This is a genomic window from Luteimonas sp. KH_071, from assembly GCF_057838005.1.
Genome location: NZ_CM174458.1, coordinates 3,426,044 through 3,439,540, shown reverse-complemented (window position 1 = coordinate 3,439,540; position 13,497 = coordinate 3,426,044). Strand labels below are relative to the sequence as shown.

General features: G+C 68.2%; 12 protein-coding genes. 9 read left to right on the top strand and 3 right to left on the bottom strand.

The features are described 5' to 3' along the window. Positions 1 to 139 precede the first annotated feature (139 nt). Complete coding sequence (locus tag AC3IRM_RS15830) at positions 140 to 1,486, top strand: OmpP1/FadL family transporter (protein WP_489204042.1); 1,347 nt, start codon at positions 140 to 142, stop codon at positions 1,484 to 1,486. Between the two features lie 166 nt (positions 1,487 to 1,652). Here AC3IRM_RS15830 and AC3IRM_RS15825 read toward each other — a convergent pair whose 3' ends face one another. Then, a complete protein-coding gene (locus AC3IRM_RS15825) occupies positions 1,653 to 2,567 on the bottom strand; it encodes an AEC family transporter (protein WP_489204041.1) in 915 nt (304 codons plus the stop codon). A 118-nt stretch (positions 2,568 to 2,685) separates the two neighbouring features. Next, entirely contained in the window at positions 2,686 to 5,865 is a 3,180-nt protein-coding gene (gene putA, locus AC3IRM_RS15820) for a bifunctional proline dehydrogenase/L-glutamate gamma-semialdehyde dehydrogenase PutA (RefSeq protein WP_489204040.1), read from the bottom strand. A 519-nt stretch (positions 5,866 to 6,384) separates the two neighbouring features. On the opposite strand from putA, the gene coxB reads away from it, so the two are divergent. Genes coxB through AC3IRM_RS15795 form a run of 5 tightly spaced genes read left to right on the top strand, consistent with a single transcriptional unit; the run spans position 6,385 to position 10,632 of the window. Further along, positions 6,385 to 7,290 (top strand): cytochrome c oxidase subunit II, encoded by a 906-nt coding sequence (coxB, locus tag AC3IRM_RS15815; protein WP_489204039.1) that lies wholly within the window; start codon positions 6,385 to 6,387, stop codon positions 7,288 to 7,290. A 20-nt stretch (positions 7,291 to 7,310) separates the two neighbouring features. Continuing rightward, positions 7,311 to 8,936, top strand: coding sequence for a cytochrome c oxidase subunit I (gene ctaD / locus AC3IRM_RS15810; protein ID WP_489204038.1), 1,626 nt, complete (start codon positions 7,311 to 7,313; stop codon positions 8,934 to 8,936). An 11-nt stretch (positions 8,937 to 8,947) separates the two neighbouring features. Next, complete coding sequence (locus tag AC3IRM_RS15805) at positions 8,948 to 9,079, top strand: hypothetical protein (protein ID WP_489204037.1); 132 nt, start codon at positions 8,948 to 8,950, stop codon at positions 9,077 to 9,079. A gap of 8 nt (positions 9,080 to 9,087) precedes the next feature. Then, positions 9,088 to 9,702 carry a cytochrome c oxidase assembly protein gene (locus AC3IRM_RS15800; protein WP_489205949.1) on the top strand — a complete coding sequence of 205 codons (615 nt, stop codon included), beginning with the start codon at positions 9,088 to 9,090 and terminating at the stop codon, positions 9,700 to 9,702. Between the two features lie 48 nt (positions 9,703 to 9,750). Then, entirely contained in the window at positions 9,751 to 10,632 is an 882-nt protein-coding gene (locus tag AC3IRM_RS15795) for a cytochrome c oxidase subunit 3 (protein WP_489204036.1), read from the top strand. A gap of 54 nt (positions 10,633 to 10,686) precedes the next feature. On the opposite strand, the gene AC3IRM_RS15790 is transcribed toward AC3IRM_RS15795, so the two are convergent. After that, the gene (locus AC3IRM_RS15790; protein ID WP_489205948.1) at positions 10,687 to 10,905 is read right to left on the bottom strand and encodes a twin transmembrane helix small protein; all 219 of its coding nucleotides are present in this window, start codon (positions 10,903 to 10,905) and stop codon (positions 10,687 to 10,689) included. A 65-nt stretch (positions 10,906 to 10,970) separates the two neighbouring features. On the opposite strand from AC3IRM_RS15790, the gene AC3IRM_RS15785 reads away from it, so the two are divergent. From AC3IRM_RS15785 to AC3IRM_RS15775, 3 genes are read left to right on the top strand one after another with little or no spacing between them, the layout of a single operon-like run. Continuing rightward, positions 10,971 to 11,705, top strand: a complete 735-nt coding sequence (locus AC3IRM_RS15785) for an SURF1 family protein (RefSeq protein ID WP_489204035.1) — start codon at positions 10,971 to 10,973, stop codon at positions 11,703 to 11,705. Further along, positions 11,702 to 12,298, top strand: a complete 597-nt coding sequence (locus AC3IRM_RS15780; RefSeq protein ID WP_489204034.1) for a hypothetical protein — start codon at positions 11,702 to 11,704, stop codon at positions 12,296 to 12,298. Before AC3IRM_RS15785 ends, AC3IRM_RS15780 begins: the two co-directional genes overlap by 4 nt. Then, positions 12,298 to 13,497, top strand: coding sequence for a COX15/CtaA family protein (locus AC3IRM_RS15775; RefSeq protein ID WP_489204033.1), 1,200 nt, complete (start codon positions 12,298 to 12,300; stop codon positions 13,495 to 13,497). Before AC3IRM_RS15780 ends, AC3IRM_RS15775 begins: the two co-directional genes overlap by 1 nt.

The window sequence follows — 13,497 nt, the reverse complement described above, 5'->3', positions numbered from 1 at the left end:
ACACGCAATCGTACGGTATAGTGCGCCCCGCTACGCGCGTTCGGGAGGGGAATTCCGACAGGTGGTGGCGGACGGAGGGGGCCCCGTCCACGCCAGGCGAAGCATCACAACAACACCTGTTTGGGAGAGAACGCAACACATGGCTACCACCCCCCGCTACATGCAGAGCACCGTCCTCGCTGTCGGCATCGCCGCCGCGCTGGCGTTCGCAGGCCAGGCCAACGCGGCCGGCTTCCAGCTCAAGGAAAACAGCGTCAAGTCGATGGGCAGCGCCTTCGCCGGCACCGCCGCGAAGACCGGCGACAGCTCGGTCGTCACCAACAATCCGGCGATGATGACCCAGTTCGAAGGCACCACGGTGCAGGTCGACCTGTCCGTCATCGACCTCAACTACGAATTCCAGGGCAGCGGCACCGACGCTCTCGGCCGTCCGCTGACGGGCAGCAATGGCGGCAACGCCGGCGACGTGACCCCGATTCCGGCCATGTCGGTCGTGCGCAAGCTCGACAACGGTGTCGCGCTCGGCGCGATGGTCAGCGCGCCGTTCGGTCTGAAGACCGAGTACGACGCCGGTTGGGTCGGCCGTTACGCCGCGCAGACTTCGGAAGTCGAGATCATCGACCTGACGCTGTCGGGCGCGATCGACATCACCGACCGCTTCTCGGTCGGTCTGGGCGTGATCGCCTCGCGCGCCGACGTCACGCTGTCGAAGGCCGTGGACTTCGGTTCGCTGCTGTTCGCGAACCCGGCCACCCGTGCGCTGCCGTTCGCGCGTCCGCAGGCCGCTGACGGCCTGGCGGTCGTCCAGGGCGACGACAACGGCTTCGGCTACATCCTCGGCGCGAACTTCCGTCCGACCGATGCCGTGTCGATCGGCGTCAGCTACCGCTCCGAGATCGATTACGAGCTGACCGGCACTGCCGACTGGACCGTCCCGGGCAACGTTGAAGCCGTGTTCGGCTCGAGCGCCGCCACGTCGGCGCTGTTCAAGGACGGCACCGTGTTCGCCGAACTGACCACGCCGTCGATCCTCAACATCGGCGCCGCCTGGCAGGTCAACGACGCGCTGATGCTGTCGGCCACCTACGCCGAGACCAACTGGTCGTCGCTGCGCGAAGTGCGCATCCAGTTCGACAACCCGGATCCGGACTCGGTCGAGCCCTTCGAGTGGAAGGACACGTATTTCGCCGCCCTCGGCGCCGAGTACAAGCTCAACGACAGCTGGAAGCTGCGTGGCGGCGTCGCGTACGACGAGACCCCGACCAGCCTCGAGCACCGCACCCCGCGCCTGCCCGATGCGAACCGCATCTTCTATTCGGTGGGTGCGACCTGGATGCTCAGCGACGCGTTCGACGTGAACTTCGCCTACACCCGCATCGAACCGCGCGATCCGAAGATCGACACCACCAGCGGCGGCAGCCGCGTCGCCGGCACCTTCGATGGCAACGCCAACCTGTTCGGCGTGTCGGCGCAGTACCGCTTCTGATCCACGCGACATCGCGACAGGAAAAAGCCCCGCTTCGGCGGGGCTTTTTTTTGTGGATTCTCCGGCGTAATCGGCGAAACACATACAGTCGCGAATCGCACGCAATCGCCCGGCAGGGCCGGGTGGAGCGCAGCGACACCCGCGGCGCGCGATGCCCGCGTCGACGCTAGACGAACCGCTCCAGCACCCATGCCCACGCGGGAAGCGTCACCAGCGACAACAGGATGCCGTAACCGACCAGCGCCGCCGCCAGCCGCGGCGCAAGGCCGGCGGCGATCGCCAGCGCGGCGGCGGTGATCATGCTCGGCATCGCCGACTCCAGCACGTTCGCCTGCAGCATCGTGCCCGACATGCCGAACACGAGCGACAGCGGCAGCGCGATCGCCGGCATCACCAGCAGTTTCAGCACCAGTCCCATCGCCAGCGGGCGGAGCTCGTCGCGCGGCATGCGCAGCTGGATCGACAGGCCGACCGCCAGCATCACCAGCGGCAGCAGCGCACCGGCGAGATTCTCCAGTGCCGATGCGATCCACGCCGGCGGCTCGGCCGGCATCAGCGTCAGCCCGAACACCAGCGCCCAGACCGGCGGAAAGCGCACGATCCGCCGCGCGATGTCGCGCCAGCCCGGCGGCGTGTCGCCGCTGTAGCGCGCGAGGATTGTCAGGCCGAACGTCGACAGCAGCACGAAGGTACCGAACTGGTCGTAGACCACGGCGTAGGCGACCGCATCCTCGCCGAGCAGCGCCGCGATCATCGGATAGCCGATGAAGCTGCTGTTGCACAGCGCCACGCACAGCAGCAGTACCGCGGTCTCGTCGCGCCGGAACCGCAGCCAGCGCGCCAGCGGCAGCACCAGCGCGAGTGTCGCGAGCGCGAGCAGCCACGGCGTCGCCGCGACGCCCAGCAATGTCGCGTCGAAGGTGAGCTTCGGCACGTGCACCAGCACCGCGGCCGGCAGGCACACGTAGAGCACCACGAGGTTGAGCACCTCGGCGGCATTGGCCGGCATCACCCGCAGGCGGGCGAACAGCATGCCCAGCGCGAGCATGGCCAGGATCAGGGCAAAGGCATCGAAGGCCATCGGGGCCGGACGTCACGAGGGGAGCGCGTGATCCTAGCGGACGCGCGTGGCGTTCGCGGCCACGCGGGAAGAACACTGCGTCGGATGCGGCCGGCGCGTGCCGGCCGCATCGCAGACCTTACTCGCCGAGCGTCAGCAGCGAGGCGTTGCCGCCCGAGGCCGTGGTGTTGATGGTCACGGTTTTTTCGGTGGTGAAGCGCGGCAGGTAGTGCGAGCCGCCGGCCTTCGGGCCGGTGCCCGACAGGCGCTGGCCGCCGAAGGGCTGCACGCCGACCACGGCGCCGATCTGGTTGCGGTTGACGTAGACGTTGCCGACCCGCGCGCGCGCGGTGATCCTGTCCACCGTCTCGTCGATACGCGAGTGGATGCCCAGCGTCAGGCCGTAGCCGGTGTTGTTGATCGCGTCGATGACCGCGTCGAGCTGGTCGGACTTCCAGCGGATCACATGCAGCGCCGGGCCGAAGTTCTCGCGCTGCAGCTGCGACAGCGACTGCAGCTCCCAGGCGCGCGGGGCGAAGAAGGTGCCGTGCGCGGTGGCCTCGCCGACCGGCGTGGTCGCGATCAGGCGCGCCTCTTTCGCCATGCGCTCGGCATGCACGTCGAGCATGCGAAGCGCGTCGGCGTCGATCACCGGGCCGACGTCGGTCGACAGCAGCGCCGGATCGCCGACGCTGAGTTCCTGCATCGCGCCGGCCAGCATCTCGAGCACCTTGTCGGCGATGTCGTCCTGCACGAACAGCACGCGCGCGGCCGAGCAGCGCTGGCCCGCCGAGGTGAAGGCCGAACCCAGCGCATCCTTGACCAGCTGCTCGGGCAGCGCCGAAGAATCGGCGATCAGCGCGTTCTGGCCGCCGGTCTCGGCGATCAGCGTGCCGATCGCGCCGTCACGCGCGGCGAGCGCGCGGTTGATCGCCAGCGCGGTCGCGTTGGAGCCGGTGAACACCACGCCGGCCACGCGCGCATCCGAGGTCAGCGCGGCGCCGACGCTGGCGCCATCGCCGGGCACGTACTGCAGCACCGCTTCCGGCACGCCGGCTTCGTGCAGCAGCTTCACCGCGGCATGGCCGACCAGCGTGGTCTGCTCGGCGGCCTTGGCGATCACGGTATTGCCCGCGGCGAGCGCGGCGGCGATCTGGCCGGCGAAGATCGCCAGCGGGAAATTCCACGGGCTGATGCAGACGAACACGCCGCGGCCGGACAGCTGCAGGCTGTTGGATTCGCCGGTCGGGCCGGGCAGCGCCTCGACGATGAACAACCGGCGCGCCTCGCCGGCGTAATACCGCAGGAAATCCACCGCCTCGCGCACTTCGGCGACGCCGTCGGGAATCGTCTTGCCGGCTTCGCGCGTGCACATCGCGATGTACGCGGGCATGCGCGCTTCCAGCAGGTCGGCGGCGTGCTCGAGGATCGCCGCGCGCGAGGCAGCCGGCATCGCATTCCAGTCGGCGTGCGCGTCGGTCGCGTTGCGCAGTGCCTGCTCGACGGTCGCGGTGTCGGCGGCCTGCCACTGGCCCACGCGCACGCGGCGGTCGGCCGGGTTCGTGACCTCGACCGTCTCGCCGCTGCTGGTCGCGCCCGGCACCAGCGGACCGGCGGTCCATGGACCGGCATGGGCCTGGATCTGTTCGGCGAGTGCGGCGAGCTGCGCGTCGTTGGCGAGATTGACGCCCATGGAATTGCTCCTGTCGTGCGACTGGCTGCGGTAGAGGTCGACCGGCAGCGGAATGCGGGGGTGGGGAATGGATTCGAAACCGGACACGACTTCGACCGGATCGCGGATCAGGTCGTCGATCGCGACGTCCTCATCGCTGATCCGGTTGACGAAGCTGGAGTTGGCGCCGTTCTCGAGCAGGCGCCGCACCAGATACGGCAGCAGGTCCTCGTGCGAGCCGACCGGCGCGTAGACGCGGCAGGCCACGTCGAGGCGGTCGGCCGGGATCACCTCGGCGTAGAGATCGTCGCCCATGCCGTGCAGCTTCTGGAACTCGTAGGGCTTGGCGCCGCCCGCGGCCGGCAGCAGCGTCGTCGCCATGCGGTGCACGGCGGCGATGGTGTGCGCGTTGTGGGTCGCGAACATCGGATAGATCGCATCGGTCGCCGACAGCAGGCGGCGCGCGTTGGCGAGATAGCTGACGTCGGTGTTCGGCTTGCGGGTGAACACCGGATAGCCCGGGTGGCCTTCGACCTGGGCGCGCTTGACCTCGCTGTCCCAGTACGCGCCCTTGACCAGACGCACCGGGATCCGGCGGCCATGCGCGCGGGCGAGGGCGGCGATCCAGTCGATGACGAACGGCGCGCGCTTCTGGTAGGCCTGCACGACGATCCCGAATCCGTCCCAGCCGGCCAGCGCGGCATCGGTCCACGCGGCTTCGATGACGTCGAGCGACAGTTCCAGACGGTCGGCTTCCTCGGCGTCGATCGTCAGGCCGATCCGATGACCCTTCGCGCGCTGCGCGAGATCGAGCACCCGCGGCGCCAGTTCGGCCAGCACGCGCTCGCGCTTGGCGTGTTCGTAGCGCGGGTGCAGCGCCGACAGCTTGACCGAGATCGACGGCGCGGTGATCGCGTCCCCGAACGGGCCCGTGCGACCGATCGCGTCGATCGCATCGCGGTAGGCCTTCAGATAGCGGTCGGCATCGGCCTGGGTCAGCGCGGCCTCGCCCAGCATGTCGAACGAGTAGCGGTAGGCGGCGTTGTCGCCCTTGCGCGAGCGCGTCAGCGCCTCGCCGATCGTCCGGCCCATGACGAACTGGTGGCCCATGATCCGCATCGCCTGGCGCACCGCGAGCCGGATCATCGGCTCGCCGACCCGGCCGATCAGGCGCTGGAACGCGTTGTGCACGTTGCGCTTGGTGTCGTCGGCCAGGTCGACCAGGTGGCCGGTCAGCATCAGCCCCCAGGTCGAGGCGTTGACCAGCACCGAGTCCGACTGGCCCATGTGCTTGCGCCAGTTGGCCTCGCCCAGCTTGTCGCGGATCAGCGCATCAGCCGTGTCCTGGTCGGGAATGCGCAGCAGCGCCTCGGCCACGCACATCAGCAGCACGCCTTCCTCGCTGCCGAGGTCGTACTGCTGCATGAAGGCCTCGATCGCGCCCTGGTCCTGCGCGCGGGCGCGGACCCGGCGCACCAGGTCGGCGGCCGTGGCCTGGATCGCGGCGCGGTCGGCGTCGGGCTGGCGGGCCTGCGTCAGCAGCGCATGCACGCGCTCGGTTTCATCGCCGGTCCAGGCGGCGGTGATCGCGTCGCGCTGCGGCTGAAGGGAGGCCGCGGGCGCGGCGGGCGACGGACTGGCGTTCAAGGGGGGACGACCGGCTGGGGCAGAAGCGGAATTCTAGCCTGCCGCCCCGGCTGCCCACTGTGCGCAACCCGCCCGAAGACGCGCGGTGCGTTGACGGGATGGACTGCATGCATCGAGGGGCGGCGCCGCGTCGACGGGTGGGTTGCAGGGGGCTGTCCGCCGTGAGGTGCACCACCGGCGCACGCCCCAAGGGATCGGATTCGCCGGAGAAACGGGAGAACCGCGGGTCATGGGGGTATCCTCGACCGCGTCCGACAGGTTTCTGCCCGCTCCAGCACCAGTCGATCCCCGGCTCGACCCGACGGATCACGAGGTTGTGGCAGCGCGGCTTGCTCCTGTCGAACGCCGACAGCTACCATTCATGCGTTATTCGCAGTACGCCGCCGCTCCTGCGTGTTCGCCCGGTTTCCATCGCCGGGTGAGGACGGACGCGTTCCCGCCAGCACCAAGGCCAGCTCAGGTATGGGGTCCGATGTGAAGCAAGGCGCTTGTTCCAACAGGTACGCGTCCAGACTGTGGATGGGGGGCGCAGCCGCGCTTCTGGCATCGACGAACGTTCTGGCGCAGTCCGCGGATCCCAAACCGTGGCAGCTCAACATGGGCCGGGGCGTCACCACGTCCGCCCAGCATGCCTACGACGCGCACATGCTCGCGCTGTGGGTCTGCGTGGTGATCGGTGTGCTGGTGTTCGGTGCGATGGCGGTGGCGATGTTCCGCTTCCGCAAGTCGCGCGGCGTCACCGCAGCGCAGTTCAGCCACAACACCACGGCCGAGATCATCTGGACCGTCGTCCCGATCGTCATCCTGGTGCTGATGGCGGTGCCCGCCACGCAGAAACTGATCGCGATGTACGACACCCGCGACTCCGAGATGACCGTCAAGGTCACCGGCGTGCAGTGGATGTGGAAGTACGAGTACCTCGGCGAGGACGTCGTGCTGACCAGCCGTCTCGACCGCGAGAGCGACCGCCTGCGCCAGAGCCGCGACACCACGCGCGCCGAGCTCGACGCGCACGGCCACTACCTGCTCGACGTCGACAACCAGCTGGTGCTGCCCACCAATACCAAGATCCGCTTCGTCGTCACCGCCGACGACGTGATCCATTCCTGGTGGGTGCCGGCCTTCGGCTGGAAGCAGGACGCGATCCCCGGCCTGGTCAACGAGGCCTGGACCGAGATCCTCGAGCCGGGCGTCTACCGCGGCCAGTGCGCGGAACTGTGCGGCAAGGACCACGGCTTCATGCCGATCGTCGTGCGCGCCGTGCCGCCGGAGGAATTCCAGACCTGGCTCGCCGCCGAGAAGGCGAAGAACGCGCCGGCCATTCCCGTGCCGGGCGAACCCGGACCTGCCGACGCCGCGCCCGCCGAGGCTGCCGCCTCCGCCGCGCAGTCCCCGTCCGCCCCTGCCGCGCCCGCGGCCGGCTGATCGATCGAGGCACACCGCACATGTCGACGACGCACCCCGCCACCGCTGACGCGCACCACGACGATCACCATGCCCATACGCAAGGTTTCGTCCAGCGCTGGTTCTTCTCCACGAACCACAAGGACATCGGCACGCTGTACCTGCTGTTCTCCTTTTTGATGTTCATCATCGGCGCGGCGATGAGCGTGATCATCCGCACCGAGCTCGCCGTCCCGGGGCTGCAGCACGTCAGCCCGCAGTTCTTCAACCAGATGACCACCATGCACGCGCTGGTGATGATCTTCGGCGGCGTGATGCCGGCCTTCGTGGGCCTCGCCAACTGGATGATCCCGCTGCAGATCGGCGCGCCGGACATGGCGCTGCCGCGCATGAACAACTGGTCGTTCTGGATCCTGCCGTTCGCGTTCACCCTGCTGCTGATGACGCTGTTCCTGCCCGGCGGTGGCCCGGCCGGTGGCTGGACGCTGTACCCGCCGCTGTCGCTGCAGGGCGGCAGCAGCGTGTCGCTGACGATCTTCGCCATCCACATGATGGGCATCAGCTCGATCATGGGCGCGATCAACGTCATCGCGACCATCCTCAACATGCGCGCCCCGGGCGTGGACCTGTTGAAGATGCCGATCTTCTGCTGGACCTGGCTGATCACCGCATTCCTGCTGATCGCGGTGATGCCGGTGCTGGCCGGCGCGGTCACGATGCTGCTGACCGACAAGTTCTTCATGACCTCGTTCTTCAACGCGGCCGGCGGCGGCGACCCGGTGATGTACCAGCACATCTTCTGGTTCTTCGGGCATCCCGAGGTCTACATCATGATCCTGCCGGCATTCGGCGTGGTCTCGGAGATCCTGCCGACGTTCTCGCGCAAGCCGCTGTTCGGCTACCAGGCGATGGTCTACGCGACCGCGTCGATCGCCTTCCTGTCGTTCATCGTGTGGGCGCACCACATGTTCACCGTCGGCATGCCGCTGGGCGGCGAGATCTACTTCATGTTCGCGACGATGCTGATCGCGATTCCGACCGGCGTGAAGGTGTTCAACTGGGTCTCGACGATGTGGCGCGGCTCGATGACGTTCGAATCGCCGATGCTGTGGTCGATCGCGTTCGTGATCCTGTTCACCATCGGCGGCTTCTCCGGCCTGATGCTCGCGATCGTGCCGGCCGACTTCCAGTACCACGACACCTATTTCGTCGTCGCGCACTTCCATTACGTGCTGGTGACCGGCGCGCTGTTCTCGATCATCGCGGCCACCTACTACTGGTGGCCGAAGTGGACGGGGCGGATGTACAGCGAGTTCTGGGCGAAGGTGCATTTCTGGTGGACGATCGTGTTCGTCAACCTGCTGTTCTTCCCGCAGCACTTCCTCGGCCTGGCCGGCATGCCGCGCCGCATCCCCGACTACAACGTCGTGTTCGCGGACTGGAACCTGATCAGCTCGATCGGCGCGTTCGGCATGTTCGTCACGCCCTTCATGATGTTCGCGATCCTGCTGCATTCGAAGCTGCGCGGCGCGCCCGCCGCGGCACGTGCGTGGGAAGGTGCGAAGGGGCTCGAGTGGACAGTGCCGTCGCCGGCGCCGCACCACACCTTCGCCAAGCCGCCGGTGATCAAGCCGGGCGATCTGGCCCACGACGACATCAGCCACTGATGCCGATCGCGATGACCACCCCCGATCCAGATTCCGACCTCGCCGTCCGCCGCCGCCGTGCGCGGCGCACCGCGGTGGTCGTCGCGGCGATCGCGGCGCTGGTCTATATCGGCTTCATCGCGCGCGGGGTGCTGCTGTCGTGAGCGAGGAACTGCGCGCGCCCGAGGCGCGCACCGATACCCGGCCGGCGTCGAAGACCTTCGGAATCGGCAAGCTGGTGGGCGTGTCGATCGTCGCGTTCGCGTTTACGTTTTCGCTGGTGCCGCTGTACCGCATCGCCTGCGAGAAGGTGTTCGGCATCCGCCTGGAAAACAGCGCGGTCGCGGCACCGGCAACGAGTGCGACGCCCGCCGAGCGCTGGGTCACGGTGGAGTTCGACGCAACCGTGAATTCACGGCTGCCGTGGTCGTTCCGCCCCAACGAGACCCGCATGCGGGTGCGCGTGGGCGAGCAGTACGAAACCACGTATTACGCGCACAACGACAGCACCGCACCGGTCGTCGGCAGCGCCACGCCGTCGGTGGCGCCGGCGCGCGCGTCGGGCTTTTTCCAGAAGACCGAATGCTTCTGCTTCACCGCGCAGACGCTGCAGGCGGGCGAAACCCGCGACATGCCGGTGCGCTTCATCATCGATCCGTCGTTGCCCCCCGAGGTCAACACGGTCACGCTGAGCTACACCTTCTTCAAGAACGATGTCCTCACTTCGCGTCTGAGCGCCCATGCGGCGCCGGTACGCGGCACTCCGGGTGTGGCCGCGGCGCCCTGAGCCCGCACCACGCCTTCCGAAAACACCATCGACGATCCGGACACCGCCATGGCCCACGCCAAGCCCGAGCAGGACCCCGACCTTTATTTCGTGCCCCATGACAGCAAGTGGCCGGTGTTCGCGTCGGTCGCGCTGTTCGTCACGATGCTGGGCTTGGCCAGCTGGTTCAACGAAGCCAGCTGGGGCCGCCCGATGTTCTTCGTCGGCATCGCGGTGCTGGCGCTGATCCTGTTCAAGTGGTTCGCCGACGTGGTGCTCGAATCGGTATCGGGCTACTACAACAAGCAGGTCGACCTGTCGTTCCGCATGGGGATGGTGTGGTTCATCTTCTCGGAAATCATGTTCTTCGCCGCGTTCTTCGGTGCGCTGTTCTACGCGCGCACGCTGTCGCTGCCGTGGCTGGGTGGCGAAGGCTCGGGCGCGATGACCAATGCGGTGCTGTGGGACGGCTACAGCGCGGCGTGGCCGTCGGCCGGTCCGGGCGACGTCGGTGGCGCATTCCAGACGATTCCGGCCTGGGGCCTGCCGCTGCTCAATACGCTGATCCTGCTGGCATCGGGCATCACGATCACCATCGCCCATCACGCGCTGCGCGCCGCGCACCGCACCCAGTTGCTGGTGTTCCTGGGCGCGACGATCCTGCTCGCCTGCGTGTTCCTGTTCTTCCAGGCCGAGGAATACGTGCACGCCTACCGTGATCTGAACCTCACGATGGGCTCGGGCATCTACGGCTCGACGTTCTTCATGCTCACCGGCTTCCACGGCGCGCACGTGACGCTCGGCACGATCATGCTGATCGTGATCTGGCTGCGTTGCTACCGCGGCCATTTCAACAAGGAGAACCACTTCGCGTTCGAAGCCGTCGCCTGGTACTGGCATTTCGTGGACGTGGTGTGGCTGATCCTGTTCCTGTTCGTCTACGTCGTCTGACGACGCGTCGACGCCGGGCGGCGCTTCGTCGCCGCCCGCTTCCCACTTCCGGCCTCAGCCGTAGACGCCATGCGGCTTGATCCAGCCCATCCAGATCGCCAGCAGCACCAGCAGGATCAGTCCGACAGACAGACCGATGCGGCGGGTCAACGCCTGGACCGTGCGGTCGGTCGTGCCCTTGTCGGTCATCATGTAATACAGCGCGCTGCCCAGGTTCCACAGGATCAGCAGCACGAAGGCGATGATCAGCAGCAACTTCAGCGAATCGTTCATCACCATCGCAGGCTCCGGGACACGGGGTATGTGCGGCGATTATTGCAGTCTGCGGCGGGTCGCGCGTGAGTCTGCGCCGCACCCGCATCATCGGCTGGGCGCTGGCCGTGCTCACGATCGCAGCGTTCGTCTCACTGGGCCAGTGGCAGCTGTCGCGGATGAGCCAGAAGCAGGCGATGCTCGATGCGGTCGCATCGACGCTCGACGCCCGCACGCCGGTGTCGCTGGCCGCTGCCGGCGATGGCGCACGCGCCCGTGACTACGACTGGAGCGCGGGTCGCGGCCGTTTCGTCGACCGTCCGGCCTTCGTGCTCGACAACCAGATCCAGGCCGGCGTGCCGGGCCTGCGCGTCTACCGGCTGTTCGCGCCGGACGATGCGCCGCCGCTGCTGGTCGATCTGGGCTGGACCGCGCTCGTCGATCGCACGACGCGCCTCCCCGATGCCGCCATCGTCCGCGGCGAAGGCCTGCTCGGTCGCGATCTCGACCTGCGCGGCCTGCTTGCGCCACCGCCGTCGCCCGGCCTCGCGCTCGGCCCGGCGCTGACGCCCGGCGACGCGGTGCTGATGACCCGCATCGACATCGCCGCGATCGCAGCCGAAACAGATCTGCCGGCCTTGCCGCCACGCGTGCTGCGGCTCGATCCGGCACTCGATGTCGGCTATCTCCGCGATCTCGACGTGCTGCCCAACACGCTCACGCCCGACAAGCATCTCGGATACGCCGTGCAGTGGTTCGGACTGGCGCTCGCGGTGCTCACCATCGCCCTCGTGCTCACCTTCAGGACCCGCCGCCGATGAATCCGTCTCCCGCGTCGACGCTGCCGCCCGCGCAGCGCAACCGCAACCGGATGTTGCTGGTGCTGATCATCGTGCTGTTCCTCGGTAGCGCCCTGGTCGCCGGCGCGCTGCGCTTCTCGGGCTGGCGCCCTGCCGGCATGCAGAACAAGGGCGAACTGCTCGACCCGCCCGGGGACCTGCGCACGCATCCGCTGCGCCTGATCGATGGCGGTACCTACGACTGGCGCCCTGCCGAGCGGCGCTGGCGCATTCTCGTCGCGCCGCCGCGCGATTGCGCGCAGGCCTGCGTCGATCTGTCGCGGCAGCTTGATCTGGTCTGGCAGCTGTTCGGCCGTAATGCCGATCACGTCGACATCCTCTGGGCGGGTGCGGTGCCCGATGGCGTGGTCCGCAACACGGCCTGGCGTGTCGTCGAAGCTGACCCGGCGCTGCGTGCGACATTAGCGCGCATCGACGGCGGCCCCGGCGAAGCGGACAATGGCGTCCCGGCCTACGTCGTGGATCCGAACGGGTTCGTGATCCTGCGCTACGCCCCCGGTTTCGATCCGGGCGATCTGCGCGCGGACATGGCCAAGCTGCTGAAGCTCAAGTGATGACCCAGACGCCTCCTGCGCGCGCCACGCCCTTCCGCCCGGCCACCCACAAGCATTTCCACCGCATCGCCTGGCTCGCCACCGCACTCACGCTGTGCGTGATCGTGTTCGGTGCCTTCGTGCGCCTGTCCGACGCCGGGCTGAGCTGTCCCGACTGGCCCACGTGCTACGGCCGCGCGGCGTGGCCGCAAGCTGCGTCCGAGGTCGTCGACCACGCGGCGAGCGCGATCCGCGAGTTCGAATGGCACAAGGCCTGGCGCGAGCAGGTGCACCGCCATCTCGCCGCGACGCTGGGTGTGCTGGTCCTCGGTCTCGCGCTGCTGGCCGCGCGTCGCCGCCGTTTCGGCATGCTGCAGATCATCGGCGCGTCGGCGCTGGTGGCGCTCGCGATTCCGCTGTACATGCAGGGTCACGTGATGGCCGCACTCGGCATCGCCGCGCTGGGTGAGGCGATGCTGCTGATCGCCGCGCTGCGCTGGTCGAACGTCGATCTCGCCCGCGCGGCGGCGCTGACACTGGCGGTGGTGATCTTCCAGGCGCTGCTCGGCAAGTGGACGGTCACGATGCTGCTCAAGCCGGTCATCGTCATGGGGCATCTGCTCGGCGGCATGCTGACGTTCTCGCTGCTGCTGTGGATGGCGTGGCGGGCGACGGTGCAGCCGATCGTGCTGGTCGACGCGCCTGCACTGCGACGCTGGACGCTGGGCGCACTCGTCCTGGTCGGCGTGCAGATCGCGCTCGGCGGCTGGGTCAGCGCGAACTACGCCGCGCTCGCGTGCGGCGCAGGTGGCTGGGTCACCGACGCGCATCACTACGTCGATTTCCCCAGGTGCGTCGGCGAGTGGTGGCCGCAGGCCGATTTCCGCGAAGGCTTCGTGCTGTGGCGCGGCGTCGGCGTGGATTACGAAGGCGGCGTGCTCGACGGAGCCGCGCGTGTGGCGATCCAGCTCGCGCACCGGGTCATGGCGATCGCGGTGTTCGCCTATCTGATCGCATTCGCCGCGCGCCTGCTGCGCACGCCCGGCCTGCGCGGATGGGCGGTGGCGCTCGCGCTGCTGACCTGCGCGCAGGTCGCGCTGGGCATTCTCAACGTCAAGCTCGCGTTGCCGCTGTCTGTGGCGGTCATGCACAACGGCGGCGCTGCGTTGCTGCTGTTCGTGCTGGTGTCGCTGCTCGCGCGCCTCAAGCGGCCGGACTGA